The 21750-nt window shown below is 59.7% G+C and carries 18 protein-coding genes and 1 tRNA gene; 6 read left to right on the forward strand and 13 right to left on the reverse strand.

The window, feature by feature from the left end:
- Both KGB24_RS10350 and KGB24_RS10355 read left to right on the forward strand, forming a co-directional pair.
- Positions 1-375: HNH endonuclease signature motif containing protein (locus tag KGB24_RS10350; protein ID WP_223414105.1), on the forward strand; the 375-nt coding region annotated here is incomplete at its 5' end.
- The gene (locus KGB24_RS10355; RefSeq protein WP_223414107.1) at positions 372-623 is read left to right on the forward strand and encodes a bacteriocin immunity protein; all 252 of its coding nucleotides are present in this window, start codon (positions 372-374) and stop codon (positions 621-623) included. The genes KGB24_RS10350 and KGB24_RS10355, both read left to right, overlap by 4 nt.
- 220 nt (positions 624-843) lie before the next feature.
- On the opposite strand, the gene KGB24_RS10360 is transcribed toward KGB24_RS10355, so the two are convergent.
- The 3 genes from KGB24_RS10360 to ptsP are packed head-to-tail and all read right to left on the reverse strand — an operon-like array spanning position 844 to position 6397.
- Positions 844-2583: a PTS fructose-like transporter subunit IIB gene (locus tag KGB24_RS10360; RefSeq protein ID WP_223414108.1), complete on the reverse strand. Its 1740-nt coding sequence runs from the start codon at positions 2581-2583 to the stop codon at positions 844-846.
- Positions 2584-2594: 11 nt separating this feature from the next.
- A complete protein-coding gene (gene pfkB / locus KGB24_RS10365) occupies positions 2595-3536 on the reverse strand; it encodes a 1-phosphofructokinase (protein ID WP_008024435.1) in 942 nt (313 codons plus the stop codon).
- Positions 3536-6397 carry a phosphoenolpyruvate--protein phosphotransferase gene (ptsP, locus tag KGB24_RS10370; RefSeq protein WP_223414109.1) on the reverse strand — a complete coding sequence of 954 codons (2862 nt, stop codon included), beginning with the start codon at positions 6395-6397 and terminating at the stop codon, positions 3536-3538. The genes pfkB and ptsP overlap by 1 nt, the downstream gene beginning before the upstream one ends.
- A 282-nt stretch (positions 6398-6679) precedes the next feature.
- Between ptsP and cra the strand changes: the two genes are divergently transcribed.
- Entirely contained in the window at positions 6680-7675 is a 996-nt protein-coding gene (gene cra, locus KGB24_RS10375) for a catabolite repressor/activator (protein ID WP_008036238.1), read from the forward strand.
- Positions 7676-7678: 3 nt separating this feature from the next.
- Positions 7679-8455, forward strand: a complete 777-nt coding sequence (locus KGB24_RS10380) for a TatD family hydrolase (protein ID WP_223414110.1) — start codon at positions 7679-7681, stop codon at positions 8453-8455.
- On the opposite strand, the gene KGB24_RS10385 is transcribed toward KGB24_RS10380, so the two are convergent.
- From KGB24_RS10385 to KGB24_RS10405, 5 genes are all read right to left on the reverse strand, one after another.
- A complete protein-coding gene (locus KGB24_RS10385; protein ID WP_223414111.1) occupies positions 8456-8845 on the reverse strand; it encodes a hypothetical protein in 390 nt (129 codons plus the stop codon). It abuts the gene before it with no gap.
- A gap of 236 nt (positions 8846-9081) precedes the next feature.
- On the reverse strand, positions 9082-11112 hold the full coding sequence (locus KGB24_RS10390) for a methyl-accepting chemotaxis protein (protein ID WP_223414112.1): 2031 nt from the start codon (positions 11110-11112) through the stop codon (positions 9082-9084).
- A 265-nt stretch (positions 11113-11377) separates the two neighbouring features.
- Complete coding sequence (ampE, locus tag KGB24_RS10395; RefSeq protein WP_223414113.1) at positions 11378-12214, reverse strand: regulatory signaling modulator protein AmpE; 837 nt, start codon at positions 12212-12214, stop codon at positions 11378-11380.
- Complete coding sequence (gene ampD / locus KGB24_RS10400) at positions 12211-12771, reverse strand: 1,6-anhydro-N-acetylmuramyl-L-alanine amidase AmpD (RefSeq protein WP_008024447.1); 561 nt, start codon at positions 12769-12771, stop codon at positions 12211-12213. The genes ampE and ampD overlap by 4 nt, the downstream gene beginning before the upstream one ends.
- Positions 12772-12835: 64 nt before the next feature.
- The gene (locus tag KGB24_RS10405; RefSeq protein WP_223414115.1) at positions 12836-15046 is read right to left on the reverse strand and encodes a DUF1631 domain-containing protein; all 2211 of its coding nucleotides are present in this window, start codon (positions 15044-15046) and stop codon (positions 12836-12838) included.
- Between the two features lie 360 nt (positions 15047-15406).
- Here KGB24_RS10405 and nadC point away from each other — a divergent pair, with 360 nt between their 5' ends.
- On the forward strand, positions 15407-16255 hold the full coding sequence (nadC, locus tag KGB24_RS10410; RefSeq protein WP_008024450.1) for a carboxylating nicotinate-nucleotide diphosphorylase: 849 nt from the start codon (positions 15407-15409) through the stop codon (positions 16253-16255).
- A gap of 126 nt (positions 16256-16381) precedes the next feature.
- Here the strand turns inward: nadC and KGB24_RS10415 are convergent, their stop codons facing one another.
- On the reverse strand, positions 16382-16687 hold the full coding sequence (locus KGB24_RS10415) for a DUF6388 family protein (protein ID WP_008024451.1): 306 nt from the start codon (positions 16685-16687) through the stop codon (positions 16382-16384).
- Positions 16688-17003: 316 nt separating this feature from the next.
- On the opposite strand from KGB24_RS10415, the gene KGB24_RS10420 reads away from it, so the two are divergent.
- A complete protein-coding gene (locus KGB24_RS10420; RefSeq protein ID WP_223414116.1) occupies positions 17004-17921 on the forward strand; it encodes a hypothetical protein in 918 nt (305 codons plus the stop codon).
- 7 nt (positions 17922-17928) lie between these two features.
- Here the strand turns inward: KGB24_RS10420 and KGB24_RS10425 are convergent.
- The 4 genes from KGB24_RS10425 to truB all read right to left on the reverse strand — a co-directional run bounded on the left by KGB24_RS10425 (position 17929) and on the right by truB (position 21750).
- Positions 17929-18004 (reverse strand) — tRNA-Thr (locus KGB24_RS10425).
- A gap of 139 nt (positions 18005-18143) precedes the next feature.
- Positions 18144-20249 (reverse strand): polyribonucleotide nucleotidyltransferase, encoded by a 2106-nt coding sequence (pnp, locus tag KGB24_RS10430; RefSeq protein WP_008024453.1) that lies wholly within the window; start codon positions 20247-20249, stop codon positions 18144-18146.
- A 196-nt stretch (positions 20250-20445) separates the two neighbouring features.
- Complete coding sequence (gene rpsO / locus KGB24_RS10435; protein WP_003177875.1) at positions 20446-20715, reverse strand: 30S ribosomal protein S15; 270 nt, start codon at positions 20713-20715, stop codon at positions 20446-20448.
- 117 nt (positions 20716-20832) lie between these two features.
- On the reverse strand, positions 20833-21750 hold the full coding sequence (gene truB / locus KGB24_RS10440; protein WP_008024455.1) for a tRNA pseudouridine(55) synthase TruB: 918 nt from the start codon (positions 21748-21750) through the stop codon (positions 20833-20835).

A 21750-nucleotide genomic window follows, 5' to 3' on the forward strand; every position in this document is an offset into this window, starting at 1 on the left:
GGTGAAGATGTGGCGGGGGTTTGGCTGGCGGGGGCCAGTACTGGGCAGGGTTCGCCCATTCCAACACGCATTGCGGATGTGCTTCGGGGGCAAAAATTCAGAGACTTTGATGCATTCAGGAAGGCGTTTTGGACTGCTGTGGGAAATGATGCAGAGCTACTTGGCCAGTTCAAGGCCAGCAACCAAAGTTTCGTTCTGGGTGGCAACTCCCCGTTTGCCCCCAAGACCGGGCGTAACGGCGGAAACGCTCGTTATGAATTGCATCACATTGAACATATCCAGCATGGAGGTGCTGTTTTCGATATTGATAACCTTCGCGTGATGACACCCAAACAACACGCAACAACTCACAAGGAAGTCCGGCAGAAACCATGAAAAACAAAATCGGTGAATACACAGAGAGCGAGTTCGTGGCTTTGCTTCAGAGCATCATCAGCCACGATGGAACGGAAAAAGAGATTGACACGTTGGTGTTCCACTTTGAAAAAATCAGTGAACATCCATTAGGGTCAGATCTGATTTTTTACCCGGAAGACGGCGCTGACGACTCGGCAGAAGGTATCACTCGCACACTCAAGGAATGGCGTGCCACTCAAGGTTTACCGGGGTTCAAGGAGAAATGAGGCATGACTCCGAAAACAAACCAGCCCACTGTGGGAGCGAGAGCGGTTTAGCACTCAGGAACTATGTTGGCTGGGAAGCCGCTATCGCGAGCAAGCTTGCTCCTACAGCTCCGTGTCGTTCATGCATTTTGTGATAGCCACAACCTTGTAGGAGCCGGCTTGCTGGCGATGGCGATTTCAAAACCGATATCGCCAGCAAGCTGGCTCCTACAAAGGTGGATTATGCGTTGACGGGTTCTATTGCCAACTCGACAACCTCAGGTCGCTTGACCACCGCATACACCACCGCCGTCAGCAAACTCCCCGCGACAATCGCCAGCAAATACAACAAGGCATGGTTGATCGCATTCGGGATCGCCAACACGAACAATCCACCGTGCGGCGCCATCAGTTTGCAGCCGAAATACATCGACAGCGCACCGGTCAGCGCGCCACCGGCAATGCTCGCCGGGATCACCCGCAGCGGGTCCTTGGCGGCAAACGGAATCGCGCCTTCAGAGATGAAGCACAACCCCAGCACCAACGCCGCTTTACCCGCCTCGCGTTCAGTCTGGGCAAACTTGCGCCGGGCAATGAACGTGGCAATGCCCAGGCCAATCGGCGGCACCATCCCGGCGGCCATGGTCGCGGCCATCGGCGCGTAACTCTGGGACGCCAATAGCCCCACCGAGAATGCATAAGCGGCCTTGTTGATCGGCCCGCCCAAGTCGACGCACATCATCCCACCCAACAACACGCCGAGCAAAATCGCGTTGGTGGTGCCCATGCTGTCGAGGAAATGCGTGAGCCCGGTGAGCATCCCGGCCACCGGTTTACCGACCACGTAGATCATCACCAACCCGGTGAACAGACTCGCCAGCAACGGGATGATCAGGATCGGTTTCAACGCTTCAAGGCTTTGCGGCAATCGCGCGTAACGGTTGATCGCCTGCGCCGCGTAACCGGCGATGAAACCGGCAATGATCCCGCCGATGAAACCGGCGCCCAACGTGCTCGCCAGCAAGCCACCAATCATCCCCGGCGCCAGGCCCGGACGGTCGGCAATCGAGTAGGCGATGTAGCCCGCCAGCAGCGGCACCATCAGCTTGAACGCGGTCTCGCCGCCGATCTGCATCAGCGCGGCGGCGAGTGTGCCTTCTTCCTTGAACGCGGTGATGCCGAAGACGAACGACAAGGCAATCATCAGACCGCCCGCCACCACCATCGGCAGCATGAACGACACGCCCGTCAGCAGGTGTTTGTAAACGCCGGTCTTCTCTTGTTTGGCCGGGCCTTTGGCGCCGGTCGCGGCGCTTTCCTGCTTGCCTTCGGCCAGTGCTTTGTTCAGCGTCGCTTCGGCTTGCTTCAAGGCGATGCCCGTGCCGCAACGGTAGATTTTCTTGCCGGCAAAACGCTCGGTCGCAACTTCGATATCGCAGGCCAGCAGCACCACGTCCGCGTCGGCAATCGCGGCGGCGCTCAACGGATTGCGCGCACCGACCGAGCCCTGGGTTTCGATTTGCAGGTCATAGCCCAATCGCTTGGCCGCCTGCTGCAAGGCTTCAGCGGCCATGAAAGTATGAGCAACGCCGGTCGGGCACGCGGTGATCGCAACCATGCGCGGCGCGCTTTTGGCAACGGCTGCAGGTTCGACGGTGACTTCGGCTGCGGCGTAAACCTGCGCTTCTTCGGCACCGCGTCGCAGCACCGCTTCAACATCTTGCAGGGCGTGTGCCGGGGTGCTTTGGAACACACGCTTGCCGACGAATCGCGACATATCCACCGGCGCGCTGGTGACCAGCAACACCCACTCGGCGGCCTCGATCGTGGCCGCCGACAACTGGCGTTCCGGGTGCGCCACATCCACCACTTCGACACTGGTGCTCCAGCCCTGACGCTGCGCCGCGGCATCGAGCAATCGGGCGCACAGCACGCTGGTGACCATGCCGTTGGGGCAAGCCGTAACGATGGCTAACTTCATGACAAACCCTCTTATTGTTCTGTCAGGGGGCGCACGCGCACACCCTGTTCGAGCCGCGCCAACTGCGCCGCATCGCCGATACCGAAACCAATCTGCGTGACCGCCATCGCCGCAATCGCCGTGGCGGTGCGCAGGGTCTGTTCCGGCGTATCGGGCTTGAGCAAACCGTGAAGCATGCCGGCCAGCAACGAATCCCCTGCGCCCACGGTGCTGGCGACGCTGACCTTGGGTGGCGTGGCGTGCAGCGCCGAACCGACACTGAACCAGTTCACACCGTCGGCGCCGTGGGAAATCACCACGTGCTCGATGCCTTGGGCATGCAAACGGCTCGCGGCTTCGGCTTGAGCCGCAACCGAAACAACCTCGCAGCCGAGCACTTCGGCCAGCTCTTCGGTGTTCGGTTTGATCAACCACGGACCGGCCTTGAGCGCCGCTCGCAACGCTTCGCCACTGGTATCAAGCGCGACGTTCAACCCGAGGTTTTTCAAGCGCTGAACCAACGCCTGCAACCATTCAGGACTGACGCCTTGCGGCAGGCTGCCGGCCACGACCACCGCGTCATGCCCCGGGGCAATCTGTTCCAGTCGATCGAGCAACGCCTGCTGCGCCGCTTCACTGACCTTGGGTCCGGGACCGTTGATGTCGGTGATGCGCCCGTCGCTTTCCGCCAGTTTGAGGTTGCTGCGGGTCTCACCGGGAACGCGGATAAACGCATCGACAAAACCGCGTTTGGCGAACAGGGTTTCGAACGCCTGAAGGTTGTCCTCGCCGAGAAAGCCGCTGACGGTGAGCGAATGCCCGAGGTCTGCCAGCACCTGCGCCACGTTCACGCCTTTACCGGCGGCGTGGGTGTGCATCTCGTCGCTGCGATTGACCTGGCCGGGCTCAAGGCGCGGCAACTGCACCGTCAGGTCCAGCGCCGGGTTGAGTGTCAGGGTCAGGATCTTGGCCATTACAGGGCCTCCACTAATGCGCGCACTTCATTGGCGCTGCCCACGGCCAGCGCCTGTCGGGCAAGGGTTTGAGTCTGGGTCAGGCTGAGTTCGCGAATGCGCGCCTTGACCTCGGCAATGCTGCGGCCCGACACGCTCAACTCGTCTACACCGAGGCCGACCAGCACCGGCACCGCCAGCGGATCGGCCGCCAGTTCGCCGCACACACCGACCCATTTGCCATGGGCATGGGCCGCGCGCACGGTGATGTCGATCAGTTGCAGCACCGCCGGGTGCAAGCCGTCAGCCTGGGCCGACAAGGTCGGATGACCGCGGTCGATGGCCAGGGTGTATTGCGTGAGATCGTTGGTGCCGACGCTGAAGAAATCGACCTCTTTGGCCAACACCGGCGCCAGCAGTGCGGCCGATGGCACTTCAATCATGATCCCCAGTTGCAGGTCCGCCACCGGGATTTCCAGGCGCAAGCGCTCGGTCATGTCCCGCGCCTGACGCCACTCGTCAACGCTGCCGACCATCGGGAACATGATGCGCAGCGGGCGGTTGTCAGCGGCCCGCAACAGGGCGCGCAATTGCGCTTCCATGATGTGCGGACGCTGCAAGGTCAGGCGAATGCCGCGCACGCCGAGGAACGGGTTTTCTTCTTTCGCAATGGGCCAATACGGCAGCGGCTTGTCGCCGCCAACGTCGAGGGTGCGCACCACCAGTGGCCGACCGGCGAGGCCATCGAGCACGCGGCGGTATTCGACTTCCTGAGTCGCTTCGTCCGGCGCCTGCGAGTGGGCCATGAAAATCAGTTCGGTGCGCAGCAGGCCAATGCCTTCGGCGCCCTGCTCCACCGCGCTGGTGACGCCCGCGCTTTCGCCGATGTTGGCGAACACTTCGACCGCATGGCCGTCGGTGGTCAGCGCCGGTTGATGACGTTGTTCGGCCGCCGCTTTCAAGCGTTGCTCGCGGGTGTCACGCTCTTCGGTGGCGCGCTGCAAGGTCGCCGCATCGGCGTCCACGTGCAGGCGACCGCGCTGGCCATCGAGCAGCAACGGCGTGCCCGGCGCCAGCAGCAACACCGCGGCACCTGCGCCGACCAATGCCGGAATGCCCAGCGCACGGGCGACGATGGCACTGTGCGCGGTGGCGCCGCCACGGGCGGTGAGAATGCCGGCGACACGGGTCGGATCGAGACGTGCCACGTCGGAAGGACCCACTTCGTCCATCACCAGAATGTACGGTTGATCAGGTTCGCTCGGGGTTTCGACGCCGCTCAGTTGCGCCAACACGCGACGGCCGATATCGCGCAAGTCCGCTGCACGCTCGGCAAGCAATGCATCCTGCAGCGATTCCTGTTGTTTCGCCGCCGCTTCGATCACCGCCATCCACGCCGCTTCGGCGCTTTCGCCCTGCTTGAGGCGCGTCTCGACCTCATCGGTCAGTTCCGGGTCGTCGAGCATTTCCTGGTGGGTGATGAAGATTTCGCGAATGGCTTTGGATTTGCTGCGCTCGATCAAGCCTTCGATGTCGCGACGCACGTGCGCCAGCGCTTGTTTGAGACGCTCGCGTTCAATGGCGGCGGACTCACCGCGCAGCGGGTATTCGATGGTTTGCAGCACTTGAATATGCGCCGGACCGATGGCGATGCCCGGTGCGGCGGGGATGGCCTGAACCAGGCTGCCGGACGCCGGGGCGAACAGCACTTCGGCCACCTCGGTGATCACTTCGCGCTGCGGGCTCACGGCAGGCAAAGGCTCGACTTCTTCACCCAGCCCCTCTTCGATTGCCGCCAACAACGCCGGCAAGGCATCGGCGGCGATGCTCGGCTCGGCGATGAATTCCAGCACCTGACCGCGACGGGCGCCGAGGCTGAGCAGTTTGCTCAAGCTTTTCACCGACACCGCGCTGTCTTGGCCATCGACGATGCGCACACGAATTTCGCCTTCAAAACTCTTCGCCAGTTGCGCGAGGATCTTCGCCGGGCGCGCATGCAAACCGTGGGCATTGGCCAGCGCAATGCGTGCGCTCGGCCAGTCCGCCGGCAGTTCACCGCCGAGCACTTCGAGGACTTTACGGCTGCTGGTAGCGCGTCCCAGTTCATGGCCACGGCCTTCGATCAGCAACGCGCAAAGGCGTTCGAGCAACGCCTGGTGCGCCTCGCCCAAGCTGGCCAGACAGAACAGACCGCTGAGCGGCTGGCCGAGGTAGCGCATCGGTTTGTCCGGCGTGACAAACGCCAGGCCCGGACGCTTCACCGTTTGCTCGCTGTGCAACCACCACAAACCGTCGCCCAGCGGCAACGCGTCGACTTGCTGCAAAACCGCAGAAAAACCATTGCTCACACAATCTGCCTGACGCAACAAACGGGCACCGCGCCAGACCAGTTCTTCGAAGTCATCGGCAGACACCCCGAGGCCGATCATCTGTGCATCCAGCGCCAGCTCCTGCGGCGCGCCTTGCAGCAGTTTCAGCAACGCTTCGGCAGAACTGGCGCGACGCAGGGCCTGGCCCAGATCGGTTTCGCCAAGGGCGCGGGTCAGCAGTTGCAACAGGCGCAAGTGCTCATCGGATTTGGCCGCAATGCCGATCGCCAGGTAGACGATCTGACCATCGCCCCAATCCACACCGTCGGGAAACTGCATCAGCCGCACGCCAGTGGAAAACACCTGGTCGCGGGTTTGCGGCGTACCGTGGGGGATGGCAATACCTTGACCGAGAAAGGTCGAGCCCTGGGCTTCGCGCGCCTGCAAACCGGCGAGATAACCTTCGGCGACCAGGCCGTCGTTGACCAGATGCTGCGCCAACAAATGCAGTGCTGCGGACTTGTCCACGGCCGACTGGCCCATGGAAATCTGCTCTAGAGTGAGCTCGAGCATGCTTTCTCCTTTTTGGCACCTTGAGGTGCCAGGTATTGTTTTGAATGAGTCAGCTTAGGCGCTTAATCATCACTTTTGGCGGTTTCGCGGCAGAACCGGCCAAATGCACCTGATGCGTAGAAAATACGCTTGCTGAAACGTTTAATCTATAATGATTGGCACGTTACTCGATAATGTCCCATCCTTGAAGTCCAACTTGTCGGATATGTTGCGACAATAGTCCCCTGCCTGAATCGGGTAGGATTGGCGAAAGTATCGGCCGAAAAACAAGGAAATCCCGAGTTGAAACTCAGTGATATCGCCCAACTGGCCGGTGTGTCCGTGACCACCGCCAGTTATGTCATCAACGGCAAGGCGGAACAGCAACGCATCAGCAGTGCCACCGTCGAGCGCGTGCGCGCGGTTGTTGAAGAACATGGCTTCACGCCCAATCCGCAAGCGGCCGGGCTGCGCAGTCGGCACACCCGCACGCTGGGTTTCATTCTTCCGGACCTGGAAAACCCCAGTTACGCACGTATCGCCAAGCTGCTGGAGCAAGGTGCCCGGGCCCGCGGTTATCAGTTGCTGATCGCCAGTTCCGACGATGCGCCGGACAGCGAACGGCAACTGCTGCAATTGTTCCGCGCCCGGCGCTGCGACGCGTTGATCGTCGCCAGTTGCCTGCCGTCCGGCGACGACAGTTACCGCCAGTTGCAAGCCAAAGGCATCCCAATCATCGCCATCGACCGGGTCATGGAGCCCGAGCATTTCTGCTCGGTGATCAGTGATGATCGTGAAGCCAGCCTGCAACTGACGCGCAGCCTGCTCGACCCGTTGCCCAAGCAGATCGCCCTGATCGGCGCGCGCCCCGAGCTGAGCATCAGTCAGGAACGGGCCGCCGGGTTCAAGGAAGCGCTGGCCGGGTTCAAGGGCGAGATCCTGATCGAACACGGCGAATCGTTCAGCCGTGAGTACGGCAAGCAACTGATGGAAGAAATGCTTCAGCGCCTGGGGCATTTGCCGGACGCGCTGGTGACCACTTCCTACGTGCTGCTCCAGGGTGTGTTCGACGCCTTGCACGACTTCCCGTTGAAAAACCGCCCGCTGCGCCTCGGCACATTCGGCGACACGCAGTTGCTGGACTTTCTGCCGCTGCCGGTCAACGCCATGGCCCAGCAACACCAGTTGATCGCCGACAAAGCGCTGGAACTGGCCCTGGCCGCCATCGAGCAGTCCGATTACCAGCCCGGCGTGCAAGCCATTGCGCGGACCTTCAAGCAGCGTATTCGCCAGGACTGAACCGTGGAGCTGATCGACAGCCACACTCATCTGGATTTTCCGGACTTCGACGAGGATCGTCAGGCGCTGCTCGCCGAGAGCCGCGCCCTCGGCGTGCGGCGGATGGTGGTGCTGGGGGTTTATCAGGCCAATTGGCAGCAGGTCTGGGACCTGGTGCAAAGCGATCCCGATCTGCACGCGGCGTTCGGTTTGCACCCGGTGTATCTGGACGAGCATCGGCCTGAGGACCTACGCGAACTCGCCGAGTGGCTGACCCGCCTGGCCGGTCACCGACAGCTGTGCGCGGTGGGCGAGATCGGCCTGGATTACTTCATCGAAACCCTCGACCGCGAACGCCAGCAGACGTTGTTCGATGCGCAACTGCAACTGGCGGCGGACTTTAATCTGCCGGCGCTGATTCACGTGCGGCGCAGCCATGCGGCGGTGATTGCCACGCTCAAGCGCTTCAAGTTGAAACGCGCGGGGATTATTCACGCCTTCGCCGGCAGCAAGGAAGAGGCCCGCGAGTACATCAGGCTCGGCTTCAAACTGGGCCTGGGCGGCGCGGCGACCTGGCCGCAGGCGTTGCGCATGCACCGGGTGCTTGCCGAGTTGCCGTTGGAGTCTGTGGTGCTGGAAACCGACTCACCGGACATGGCCCCCGCCATGTTTCCCGGTCAACGCAACAGCCCGGCGCATTTGCCGGCGATCTGTTCGGCACTGGCTGACATCATGGCGATCAGCCCCGAGCAGTTGGCCGCCGCGAGCACGGCCAATGCGTGTGAGTTGTTCAACTGGTAATCAGTCGCCATGCGCCTTCGCGGCATCCAGAATCAGCGTGATGTGTTGCCGCTGTCTCGCGTACTGGACAACGATGAAGTAGACCAGAATCGCAACCATCGAGAAATTCACCTGCTCGACCACGCTGAGCATCCCCACCCATTCCATCACCAACGCCACCAGCAACGCGGTGCATACCATCACCAGCGTGCTCGCCCGCAGCATCGCGAGTGAGTCGAGGGATTTGATGCGCCTGATCTGTTTCGGGTCGCTCAGTTGCAAGGCTTTGTGACAGTGGGAACAGGCGAAGGCTTCATGGATGGCAATGGCGTTGAGTTGCCAGGGTTCGAGCAGGAGTGTGCATCCGCAATGGGCACAATGGCCTTGGATTCCAGTTGTAGCGAAGGACATAACCGAGCCTCCTCAGAGTAGGTCAGGGTTGTGGATCATCCCTCATTGAAGACCAAAAACCAGACTCCAAGGGAAAAACGGAAATTGCCGGCGTGACCAAGTAACAAATACTACAGACAACGCGCAAAACTGTAGGAGCAAGCTTGCTCGCGATAGCGGTCTGGTAAACACCCTGTAGGGTGAATGTACCTACGCCATCGCGAGCAGGCTCGCTCCTACAGGGGTTATGCGGTTCCTCAGACCCGGAACGCGCTGATCAACTGCTTGAGCTCCACCACCTGCGCCGACAGCGCCCGGCTGGCGTCCTCGGTCTGGTGCGCACCTTCGGCGGTACGTTCGCCAGCCCGGTTGATCTCGACGATGTTCTGGTCAATGTCGTGAGCCACGGCGGTCTGCTGCTCTACGGCGGCTGCAATCTGCTGGTTCTGATCGACGATCATGCCGACAGCGCCAAGGATGTTTTCCAGCGCCTGCTGGACCTTTTCCGACTGCCCCACCGTGCCGTTGGCCATTTGATGACTGGTGCCCATGGCCTTCACCGCGGCGCCGACACCGCTGTGCAGTTTGGCGATCATCTGTTCGATTTCTTCGGTCGATTGCTGGGTGCGTTTGGCCAGGGTCCGGACCTCGTCCGCCACCACCGCGAAACCACGCCCCTGCTCGCCTGCCCTCGCGGCTTCGATAGCGGCGTTGAGCGCCAGCAGGTTGGTCTGTTCGGCGATGCTTTTGATCACTTCCAGCACGCGGCTGATGGACTGGCTGTCGCTGGCCAGTTGATTGATCACCAGCACCGACTGATCGATCTCGCTGGCCAGCGCAGCAATGCTGCCCTGCTGAGACTCCACCAACCCGCGACCGCTGATGGTTTCGTCATTGACGCTGTGGGCACTGCTGACCGCCGCGGCGGCGCTGCGGGCCACCTCCAGCGAGGTGGCCGACATTTGGTTCATCGCCGTGGCGACTTGCTCGATCTGCGTGCGCTGCCCCGCGACAGCCTGGTTGCTCTGGGCGGACACGTTCTCGACCTGACCGGCCTGACGCTCGACTTCCCCGACGGTTTGACCGACACGCTCGATCAAGTCATGGATTTTCTTCACCGTGCCGTTGAACACCTCGCCCAACTCGCCCAGCTCATCACGGCTGTTGGCGTTGAAGGTCACGGTCATGTCGCCGGTCGCGACCTTGTCCATCATCGCGCCAAGGCGCTTGAGGGTGGTGCGAGTAGAGGCGTAGAAGCCGCCGTAGAGGTAAAAAATCAGCACAAACACCACCGACAGCGCCACGGCCTGCAAGACCATGTGCGTGCGGTTCTGGCTCAGTCGTTGTTGCAATTGGGTGTCGAGGAATTTCAGGGTGGCTTCGTTGAGTTGGTAAGTCTGGTCCATCAGACCGCTGACCTGATCGTAGAAGGCCAGCCACGGCGCATCGAGGGTGTCGGCCATCACCACCTGTTCTTCGAACAGTTCACTGGCCTTTTTCAGCGACGCCTTGCTGCTCTCGGCCTGCGCCGCCAAGGTTTCACGTGCCGCCTTGCTCGACCCCAGCGCATCCTGCAACTTCAGACCGTACTCGGCTTGCAGCTTTTCAATCTGCACCAGCAATTCATCGAAGCGGGTGCTCGAAGACGAATTGAGAAACCCTTGCCCCAGCGAGTAAGAACCCATGGCGCGACCATCGCCCAACGTCTGGGTGACGGGCGGTGTGACATTGGTGATGAGTTCGGTGAGCTGACGCATGTCGCTCTGATTGTCACGGCTCAAACCCGCCTGGCTGGCGATGATCTGGCTGAAAATCTGTGCATTGCCAAGCAACTTGCCAATCAGCGCACTTTTGCTTTGCAGGGAGTTTTCCGTTTGCTGGGCCTTGAACGCGGTGATCATTTCGTCGCGTTTGCCATCGAAAACGGTGATCAGTTCTGGATCGGTGGTCATCGCTGTCAGCCCTTGCAGGCGGGCCAGAACGTTTTGCTCCAGGGATGTGATCTGGGATTCGAGATTACCGGCCTTGCCGGACTGGCCAAGGATGACGTTGATCTGCACCAGGTTGTTCAGGGTTTCCAGGTCGCGTCGAAGCGACAGGCTGCTGCCCAGCAGGTCGAGGCTCTGCAGTTCCACCCGGGTGCCCTGGAATTCGCGATAGGAATCACGCACCAGATAAAAGTTGGTCACCAGCATGGGCACCAGGAACAGAACGCTGATCAGGCTGAACTTCATGCCGAAGCTCAGGCGATTCATTAGCGCGACGGCGGGATAGAGCAAGCTCTTCACTGGAAGTCTCCCTTGGATTTCTTATTTTTATTGGCAGGCACAGACAAGCAGCAGATAGCCACTATTGAGTGCTATCTCTGTATAGCTTAAATCGACGGGAGGTTTTGTAACTTAAGGTTAACGGCAGCTTATCCGACGAGAAGCTCCGTCTTGCCATTACAGACCTTGTAGGAGCCGGCTTGCCGGCGATGGCATCAATGCGATGTACCTGAAACACCGAGGCGCAGCCATCGCCGACAAGCCGGCTCCTACAGGGGGGTGGTGTTTAGGGGAGGACTGTCCACAGCGCGAAACCGGCGTACCAGAGCACCGCCGCACGCAGCAGCAGCTCCCAGATCCGGTCGAGGCTGTTGATGCCATCGGGCCCGACCACCGGCGCAGGAATTTCACCGGCCACCAGCCCGACCTTCTCGATCAGTTGGGCGGCACTAATGTTCCAGTTCAGCAGTTCGCTCAGCATCACCCGACTGACGGCGACAAAGTTGCCGACCAGCGCAAAACTCGCCGCCAACAGACGCACCGGCACCCAGTCGAACGCGTGACGCAGTTGTGCGGCGCGCTCGACGACGGCCGGGTTCTGCCCGTGTACTTCGGCGAGGGCCAGCAGTCGATAGCTCAGCGCCGCCACCGGACCCAGCAGGAAATACCAGAAAATCACCGCAAAAAAACTCTGGTACGCCTCCCAGAGCAGATGCCCCTCAACCCGTTCCAGCAGTTGCTCGCCGTTTTCGGCACAAATGTCCAGGTCACGTTTCGCCACATGAGCGGCAGCTTGCAGGTCTTCCCGGCGCCAGGCATCGCGAAACGGTCCGAGATCGGCCAGCAGATCACCGCGCCCCAGGCTATAAATCACCACCAGCAAATGCACCGGCAGCGCCAACAGACCGTAAGCGACCGGCTCCAGTACCACCAGCAGCAACCCCAGCAATGCCACCGGCAGTAGCACCAGAATCAGCAAAATCAACCACGGGCGATTGACCATACGCGGGTTGGCTTCAAGCTTGTGCAACTCGGCCACCCAACCGCCATCACGTTGAACCCGATGGCGCAGGGCCGAGAACTTCTCGATCCAGACCGCCAACAGCAACACCAGAAAACTCATTGTGGTTCCTCTTTAGCCAGGGCCGCGCGATAACGCGCCCAGTCGAACGCAGGTCCGGGATCCGTCTTGCGCCCCGGCGCGATGTCGCTATGCCCACAGATGCGCTGCGCGGTGATGCCCGTAAAAGCGCTTTGCAGTTGCAAGGTCAAGGCCGTCAACGCGTCATATTGAGCATCGGTGAACGGCAGATCATCCGTGCCTTCAAGCTCGATGCCCACGGAAAAATCGTTACAGGTTTCCCGGCCGTCGAAACACGACACACCGGCATGCCAGGCGCGTTCAAGACAAGAGACAAACTGAGTGACGGTGCCGTCACGCTCAATCAGAAAATGCGCAGACACCCGTAGGTCAGCGATCCCTTCAAAGTAGGGATGCTCTGTGACATCCAGCCGGTTCTGGAAAAATTCCTGCACTTTGCCAGTGGCAAACTGCGCCGGCGGCAGACTGATGTTGTGGATCACCAGCAGGGAAATTTCGCCCGTGGGGCGCGCATTGAAGTTGGGTGAGGGGCAAACGTTCACGCCCTGACACCAACCGCTCGCGGGGTCCAACTGCATACAGGTTCCTTCAACGACGACTGTGTTGGTGCCCAGTATGCCGCGATAGACCCTCGGCGCGCGATCACTTGCCGCGATTGAGCCGCCGCAGGTTGCCGACCACCGACTCCAGGGCCCGATCGAACAGCAAGGTGTCGTCGAGGGTGCGCACCGCGCCACGACGGAAATCCAGCGCCAGCCCGGTACGGCTGCGCTCCAGCACTTTCATGCCGGTGCGGTTGACGAAAATGTACTTGCCCGTGGCTTCGATGATCGCGGCGAGCTTGCAGCGCAGGGTGTTTTCCTCATCTTCCTGAAACTCGACCCAGCAACCCGCGTGCAACTGATCGACTTGAAGCAGGCCCGGATCATCCGCCGGCAAGCGCACCGAGGCCGTTTCGACTGGCCCTTCGTCGGCGGTGAGCAGCACGATTTCTTCGCGCACTTCAACCATCAGCGGCGCATCGGCAGGACGGGTGGCGGCCGGTGCCAGGTCCGCTCGTTCGAACAGTTGAACGTGCAAGCCTTCCAGCTCGCTGAAAAACTCTCCGGTGGCGAACGGATCGAACGCCGAACTGCTCAACCCGTCGCGCAAGGACTTGAGCAACCCCGGCACCAGCGCCAACAGGCGCAGGCTTGCGTCAGCGTCGTCATGACGCTGCACGCTCCAGATCAATTGCTCCATGGTTTGCACATCCGCATGCCACTCGGCGGACTGATCGCCGTGCTTGAGGCAGGTCAGCAGCAGCACCTGGCTCCAGGCGTCCTGAACAAACGCCACCACCCGTTGCGGCAGCACTTTGCCCAACAACGCCTGATTCAACGCCAGCTCGACGCGTTGCCGGGCCAGTTCGGTTTTGGCGCGGCCCTCTTCGGCGTCGCGGGTACGCTGCTCCAACAAATCGCTGCGACGACGCTCGTCGCTGGTGAACGCCAGAAAATCCGCCAGCAATTCGGAGAAGATCGCCGGATCGTCGACAAAGTCGTTCAACAAACGCTGCACCACTTGCTCGATGCGCAGGTACAGGCTGTCGCGCTCATGGTCATCGCACTCGCCCCAGCCCAGGGCCGCGGCGGCGATTTCGTTGAGCAGACGGCGGGCCGGGTGACTGCTGCGGCTGAAGAAACTCTTGTCGATTACAGCCACTTTCAGCATCGGGATCTGCAAGCGCCCGATCAGCGCCTTGAGAGAATCCGGCAGATTGCGGTCATCGAGGATGCATTCGAAGAGCATGGCGATCAGGTTGATCACATCTTCGTCAGCAACGCCGACTACACGCGACTTGCCACTTTTGACGCTGACCCGGGTCAGCAGTTGCTCAAGCTGGTTTCGCAGGTCGAATTCGTCCTGGACCGCCGGAGCCGGCACGTACTGCTGCAAGTGCGAGAGCAGCCGCAGCAGGTCGCGGGTGGATATCGGTTGCGTCTGAGCACTGGTTTCCAGCGTTGGCGCGACACTGCCACGCACGTGGAGCAGCAACTCCTGCAATGCCGCGAACACTTCCTGCACGCTGTCATCGATTGGCGTGCTGTCCCAACGGTTGCCAGCCTCGTCGGGCTCGGCACGAACACTGGCCTGCGCACGATCAATGGCACGCCGATTCGGGGCCGGCTTCAGGTCGGGCAATATGCCGGTGGCGATCAATATCTGATTGGCTTCGGTGTAGAGCTGATCGGCATCACTGAGCACATAACGCTCGAAAAGCTTGAGGATGATCAACTTGACCTTGATCTCGACCCCCAGGTTGCGCCCGGCCTGCATGAAATACTCACAGAGCATCGCCGGGCCCAGGGGATTGCGCGTAGTCACCAGCTGCTTGCCCAGCAACGTGCTGAGCCGGGCGGTCAATTGATCAAGTGCAAAACCGTCGCGGCTCAGCACTTTATTGACCATGGCCTCCACTGCCACGCGACGTTCCAGCTCATCACCGGACTGTTGCGCCTGGATATCGAGGGTCAATGCCGGCGGCAAGGTCGTCTGAATACTGCCTGCGAGACCGACAAACGCTTCGAAGAACTGTTCGAGAAACGCCCGCTCGATATTTTTGCGCTTGAGGCGCAAGTCGCGCATGGCTTCAAAAAAGATGTTCTGCTCGACGTCATTGCGGGCCCGGTCAGCCATTTCGAACAGCGTGTCGTCGGCGTTATCGAACAGCTCCTGCAGAGCATGCCGCAGCTGTTGAGCGGCCTTGTCGCGAACCTGAAGCAGAATCACAGGCAGGCGGGCGAGCGGCGAGTGACTCGCCTGATCGGTAGTTGCCTTGTGCAAAGGCACTACATTCCCGTCGTTGTGCATCCTGGCCTCCTGAAACGGTGATGCTTCGGTTCGGTTGGAAAGATCGAGTGCGCCAGCCTCACAGCCGCGCGCAACAGAAGACAATGCCCGCCCGCTGTCATTCAATAATCGGCGAACCAAAGACACGTCAAAGTCATGACGTCAAATGCAAGGCGCATTATCTTGCAAAAGATGTCCCGTATGCCAGCAGACTCTGTGTTTCTCTTTGAAATAGACACCTGCAAAGGACCGCTGCCGAACCTCGCTGGCTCAAGAGATTCGACCAAATGCAGGTTTCAGAACGACCGGAAGGTCTCGCGCGCCTTGGGTTGCCCCGCACCATGGCCCTATAATCGAGCCACTTTGTTTGTGGAGTCCGTTATGCCGAATCTACGTCTCGCCGATCTGACCGCCGAAATCGAAGCCAACGTACGCCGTGCGTTGCGCGAAGACATCGGCAGCGGCGACATCACCGCGCAGCTGATCCCGGCCGAACGCCTGGCCAAAGCCACCATCATCACGCGCGACGCCGCGGTCATCGCCGGCACCGCTTGGGTTGACGCGGTTTTCCGGCAACTGGACCCACGAGTTGCCGTGCATTGGCAGGTGGCCGATGGCGAACGGGTGAAGCCCAATCAAGTGCTGTTCCACCTCGAAGGCCCTGCCCGCTCCCTGCTCACAGGCGAACGCAGTGCGCTGAATTTCCTGCAATTGCTCTCCGGCGTGGCCACTCGTGCGCAATACCTGGCGGATTTCGTCGCCGAGACGCAGGTGAAGCTGCTCGACACCCGCAAAACCCTGCCGGGGCTGCGTCTGGCGCAAAAGTACGCCGTGACCTGCGGCGGCTGCCACAACCACCGCATCGGCCTGTACGACGCCTTCCTGATCAAGGAAAACCACATTGCTGCCAGCGGTGGCATCCCTGAAGCGATCAACGCCGCGCACAAGATCGCCCCGGGCAAACCGGTGGAGATCGAAGTGGAAAGCCTGGCAGAGCTGAAGGAAGCGCTTGCAGCGGGTGCCGACATCATCATGCTCGACGAGTTGAGCCTGGATGACATGCGCGAGGCCGTGCGCCTGAATGGCGGCAAGGCAAAACTGGAAGCCAGCGGCGGCATCAACGAAAGCACGCTGCTGCCGATCGCAGAAACCGGGGTGGATTACATTTCGATTGGTGCGATGACCAAGGACGTGAAGGCTGTCGATCTGTCGATGCGGCTCAGCCTCTGATCACACGAAAAGAAAAAACTGTAGGAGCGAGCTTGCTCGCGATGGTCGTTAACGATAACGCGTGTTTACTGGCTAAACGCGGCGCTCTTAAGTCCATCGCGAGCAAGCTCGCTCCTACATGCTTGGTCAGACCACCAGATTATTCATCTCGCAGTACTCTTCCCACTCGACGCCCAATACCTCGGCCGCCTCTTTGTGCAACACCAGTCGCGCCGCTTCAAACTCTTCCGGGCTCGAGGTGTACTTGAGCGTCAGCTCCCATGGCTGCAGGCCCTGGGCTTCTGCTTCATCCTCGAACGCCCATTGAATCTGGTCTTTCTGATCGTCGGCGGGCAAGTCCTTGATCTCTTCCAGCAGTTGGGGCGCGTCCAGCACGTACTTCTTCAGCGCTTCTTCGTGCCTGGCTTCCTGGGTCAATTCTTTAACGGTCATGTCGTTCTCGCTGATCGGGGGAATGGAAGATGGATCTGGATCATCAAGGATCTCTCTGACGCAAAAAACCGTGTGAAACCCGGTTTGTCTGGCCTTCAGAACCATTCGTGGATCATTTGAAAACTGCAGGGTGATGCTCGTGCAATATCCGAATATAGGACGTTTGGAAGACGATTTATATGGACTTTTACATCAAATCTACAAAAAAAATACCGAGCGGTTTTTCTGAAAATATTCGCTCGCCACACAGGAACAACCTTCAAAAAGCAAAGTCATAGCGATGTGCCATCTAGGCACTTCACAAGGAACTCAGGTGATGCGCATTTTCAAGAAGCTTCCGTCTACCCTGTTGGCAACCGGCATGGCCGCCCTTTTTCTTGGCAACATGGCAATGGCCAATACGGCCCAAGCCGGTCTGGAGTTCACCTCGGACAACCCTTCGTCCTCCGACAGATTCCTCGTCCTCAACAACCGGTACGGTAAAGACGTCATGGTCAGGAGCAATCTCAGCGTCGAGGGCGTGGAAACACTGCAACGCACCGCTAAAACCAACACGGATGACATCAAGGAACTCAAAAATGCCCTCGAAGCGCAGGCTCGTCTCATCGAGGAACTCAAGCGCAACAACGGAACAAACTCCAGTTCGAGTGCCAGTGAGATAACCAACCTCAAACGCACTGCCACCGAACAGGACAAGGACCTGAAAGAACTCACCAAACAATTGGAGGAGTTCAAACGCAACAGTGGTTCGAGTTCCAGCTCCAGTTCCAGCGAAGTGGCCAACCTCAAGCGCACGCTCACTGAACAGGAAACCGGCCTGAGAAACCTCGCCAAAGCAGTGGACGATCTCAAGCGCAGCAGCAGCAGCTCGAATTCCGGCTCAAGCGCCAGTTCCAGCGAAGTGAGCGACCTCAAGCGCACGGTCAGTGAACAGGACAACAGCCTGAAAAAGCTCGCCAGCCAAATGGACGATCTCAAGCGCAGCAGCGGCTCGAACTCCAGTTCAAGCTCCAGCTCCAGCGAAGTGAGCGACCTCAAGCGCACCGTCAGCGCACAGGACAACGACTTGAAAAGGCTCGCCAGTCAGGTGGAAGACTTGAAACGTAGCGCCGGGTCGAGCTCCAGCGCGAGTTCCAGCGACCTGTCCAGCCTCAAGCGGGACGTCAGCAATCAGGACAGCCAACTGGATCAGCTGAAACGCGCCGTGGATGATCTGAGAAGCAAGGTGAAATAACAGGGGATGGTGCCCGAGACAGGAATCGAACCTGCGACCTTCGCGTTACGAGTGCGCTGCTCTACCGGCTGAGCTACACGGGCGGTGAGCTAAACCTAGCATCGAGATTGGAAGCGGGCAAATCCACAAACCGTTTCCAGTTTTCGCAGACAAAAAAATGCCCCGCAGTTTTCACTGCGGGGCATTTTTTATAACGTTGAAGCGGTCAGGCGTGGGGAGTGATTAAACGCCCGAAGCCTTGGCTGCTGCTACGTCTTTGATGGAGAGCTTGATACGGCCGCGGTTGTCCACGTCCAGTACCAGCACTTCCACTTCCTGGCCTTCTTTCAGGATGTCGGTCACTTTCTCAACGCGAGCATCGCTCAGCATCGAGATGTGAACCAGACCGTCCTTGCCCGGCAGGATGTTGACGAATGCGCCGAAGTCGACGATGCGCTCAACTTTACCGACGTAGATCTTGCCGATTTCAGCTTCTGCGGTGATGCCCAGAACGCGCTGACGTGCTGCTTCAGCCGCTTCCTTGGTTTCGCCGAAGATCTTGATCGAGCCGTCGTCTTCGATGTCGATCGAAGCCTTGGTCTCTTCACAGATCGCACGAATGGTCGCGCCGCCTTTACCGATGACATCACGGATTTTGTCGGTGTCGATTTTCATCGCGATCATGGTCGGAGCGTTTTCCGACAGCTCGGTACGCGACTGGCCAATGATCTGGTTCATCTGACCGAGGATGTTCAGGCGCGCTTCCAGGGCTTGGCCCAGAGCGATCTCCATGATTTCTTCGGTGATGCCTTTGATCTTGATGTCCATCTGCAGCGCGGTAACACCTTTGGCGGTACCAGCTACTTTGAAGTCCATGTCGCCGAGGTGGTCTTCGTCACCCAGGATGTCGGTCAGGACAGCGAATTTCTCGCCTTCTTTAACCAGACCCATCGCGATACCGGCAACCGGTGCCTTCATCGGAACGCCAGCGTCCATCAGGGCCAGGGAAGCGCCGCAGACCGAAGCCATGGAGCTCGAACCGTTGGACTCGGTGATTTCCGATACAACACGGATGGTGTACGGGAACACGTCGGCAGCAGGCAGCATGGCCTGAACCGAACGGCGGGCCAGACGGCCGTGACCGATTTCGCGACGACCAGCGCCACCCATGCGACCACACTCACCTACCGAGAACGGAGGGAAGTTGTAGTGCAGCATGAACGGGTCTTTTTTCTCGCCTTCCAGGGTGTCCAGCAGTTGTGCGTCACGGGCGGTGCCCAGTGTTGCAACGACCAGAGCCTGGGTTTCGCCACGGGTGAACAGAGCCGAACCGTGGGTCTTTGGCAGAACACCGACTTCGATGTTCAAAGGACGTACGGTCTTGGTGTCGCGGCCGTCGATACGTGGCTTGCCGTTTACGATGTTTTCGCGAACGGTGCGGTATTCGATTTCGCCGAAAGCAGCTTTGACTTCGCTGGAAGAAGGCTGGCCTTCTTCACCGGACAGCTTGGCAACAACCTGATCCTTCAGCTCACCCAGGCGAGCGTAACGGTCGGCCTTGATGGTGATGGTGTAAGCCTGGGAGATCGCGTCGCCGAACTCGGCACGGATAGCGCCCAGCAGAGCAGTGGCTTCTGGTTGTGGAGCCCAGGTCCAGGTCGGCTTGGCAGCTTCGGCGGCCAGTTCCTTGACGGCGTTGATCACCACCTGGAACTCGTCGTGAGCAAACAGTACCGCGCCCAGCATCTGGTCTTCGGTCAGCTCTTTGGCTTCCGATTCAACCATCAGAACGGCTTCCGAAGTACCGGCAACGACCATGTCCAGGCTCGATGCTTTCAGTTGTTCGTAAGTCGGGTTCAGCAGGTAGCCGGTGCTTTCGTGGAACGCAACGCGGGCAGCGCCGATCGGGCCATCGAAAGGAATGCCGGAGATGGCCAGCGCAGCCGAGGTACCGATCATCGCAGCGATGTCCGGATCGGTCTTCTTGCTGGTGGAAACGACGGTGCAGACTACCTGCACTTCGTTCATGAAGCCTTCCGGGAACAGAGGACGGATCGGACGGTCGATCAGTCGGGAAGTCAGGGTTTCTTTCTCGGAAGGACGGCCTTCGCGCTTGAAGAAACCGCCAGGGATCTTACCGGCAGCGTAAGTCTTTTCCTGGTAGTGAACGGACAGAGGGAAGAAGCCCTTGCCTGGATCGGCTTGCTTGGCACCGACTACGGTCACCAATACGCTGACGTCGTCGTCAACGGTGACCAATACTGCGCCGGAGGCCTGACGGGCGATACGGCCAGTCTCGAGGGTAACGGTCGACTGACCGAACTGGAATTTTTTGATTACCGGGTTCACGGTGTCCTACCTTCTTTTGTGGCTCTTGGGGAACTTGTCTTCTTGCGAAATTCTTGGGCAATGTCGGGAATCGGCCCAACGCCTGTCCAGGGTAAAACGGTGTATCCAGATAAAACTTGAGGCTGGGAGCCTGCCACGCACCAGCGGGAAACCCACTGATGCACGGCAGACAACCAACCTCTAGCGCAATCGCTTATTAGCGACGCAGACCCAGGCGACCGATCAGAGTCTGATAACGACCCAGATCCTTGCCTTTCAGGTAGTCCAGCAGCTTACGACGCTGGTTTACCATGCGGATCAGACCACGACGGGAGTGGTGATCTTTACCGTTGGCCTTGAAGTGACCTTGCAGCTTGTTGATGTTGTGGGTCAGCAGTGCAACTTGCACTTCTGGCGAACCAGTGTCACCAACAGCTTGCTGGTAGTCAGCTACGATTTGAGCTTTTTCTTGAACGTCGAGAGCCATGAGGCAATCCTTTTATCAGGAAACTGTTTCAAAGAAACAGTTTCAACAGGCCAGGGACAAATCCCTGTATCTAAAAATGAGTAGTGACCGTGCCTGTTGACAGCCACCCTCGTCCGGTCATTCTGACCGAATCAGTCGACGCGGCGCGATGCGCCCGTCTTCGCTCACTTCACCGATACCGATGAAGCGACCATTGTGATCCTGTACCCGTACCATGCCGAACTTCGGAGCATCCGGGGCACGAACCGGCTGGCCGTTGAGCCAGTAGAACGCGCTCGCTTCCGAGAACTGCAGCAGTGGCCAATCCAGCAGGCCGCTGTCCGATGGCATCAGGAAGCGGTCGACCGCTTCGTTGCCGCCTTCGGCATGTACCGCTTCCAGCTCTTCAAGCGTGACAGTCTGCGCCAGCGTGAAAGGCCCGGCCTGGGTACGTCGCAATTCAGCAACGTAAGCGCCACAACCGAGTTGCTCACCGATATCCTCCACCAGGGTGCGAATATAGGTGCCTTTGCTGCAATCCACCGCAAGCCGCGCAGTATCACCTTCAAAGGCCAGCAATTCCAAGCGCGCAATAGTAACAGAACGCGGTTCGCGCTCCACTACTTCGCCTGCACGTGCCAGCTTGTACAGCGGCTGGCCATCACGCTTGAGCGCCGAGTACATCGGCGGTATCTGACTGATTTGCCCACGAAATTTCGGCAGTACCGCTTCGACATCGGATCGACCAACGGTCACCGGGCGCTCCTGCAAAACTTCACCTTCGGCATCCGCCGTGGTGGTGGTTTTGCCCAGCTGCGCCAGGGTTTCATAACCCTTGTCGGAATCGAGCAGGTATTGCGAGAACTTGGTCGCCTCACCGAAGCACAACGGCAACACGCCGGTGGCCAGCGGATCAAGACTGCCGGTGTGCCCGGCCTTCTCGGCGTTCAGCAACCAGCGAACCTTCTGCAACGCTGCGTTGGAGGTGAACCCCAGCGGTTTGTCGAGCAGGATAATGCCGCTGACGTTACGACGGATACGTTTGACCTGAGCCAC

Origin of the sequence: Pseudomonas sp. BF-RE-25 (genome assembly GCF_019956105.1) — a bacterium.
GTDB classification, from domain to species: Bacteria; Pseudomonadota; Gammaproteobacteria; order Pseudomonadales; family Pseudomonadaceae; genus Aquipseudomonas; species Aquipseudomonas migulae.

Bases quoted from the DNA above. Each gene is read 5' to 3' on its own strand.
- KGB24_RS10355 (WP_223414107.1), top strand. From the start codon at position 372: ATGAAAAACAAAATCGGTGAATACACAGAGAGCGAGTTCGTGGCTTTG.
- KGB24_RS10360 (WP_223414108.1), bottom strand. From the start codon at position 2,583: ATGAAGTTAGCCATCGTTACGGCTTGCCCCAACGGCATGGTCACCAGC.
- pfkB (WP_008024435.1), bottom strand. From the start codon at position 3,536: ATGGCCAAGATCCTGACCCTGACACTCAACCCGGCGCTGGACCTGACG.
- ptsP (WP_223414109.1), bottom strand. From the start codon at position 6,397: ATGCTCGAGCTCACTCTAGAGCAGATTTCCATGGGCCAGTCGGCCGTG.
- KGB24_RS10385 (WP_223414111.1), bottom strand. From the start codon at position 8,845: ATGTCCTTCGCTACAACTGGAATCCAAGGCCATTGTGCCCATTGCGGA.
- ampE (WP_223414113.1), bottom strand. From the start codon at position 12,214: ATGAGTTTTCTGGTGTTGCTGTTGGCGGTCTGGATCGAGAAGTTCTCG.
- ampD (WP_008024447.1), bottom strand. From the start codon at position 12,771: ATGCAGTTGGACCCCGCGAGCGGTTGGTGTCAGGGCGTGAACGTTTGC.
- KGB24_RS10405 (WP_223414115.1), bottom strand. From the start codon at position 15,046: ATGCACAACGACGGGAATGTAGTGCCTTTGCACAAGGCAACTACCGAT.
- nadC (WP_008024450.1), top strand. From the start codon at position 15,407: ATGCCGAATCTACGTCTCGCCGATCTGACCGCCGAAATCGAAGCCAAC.
- KGB24_RS10415 (WP_008024451.1), bottom strand. From the start codon at position 16,687: ATGACCGTTAAAGAATTGACCCAGGAAGCCAGGCACGAAGAAGCGCTG.
- KGB24_RS10420 (WP_223414116.1), top strand. From the start codon at position 17,004: ATGCGCATTTTCAAGAAGCTTCCGTCTACCCTGTTGGCAACCGGCATG.
- rpsO (WP_003177875.1), bottom strand. From the start codon at position 20,715: ATGGCTCTCGACGTTCAAGAAAAAGCTCAAATCGTAGCTGACTACCAG.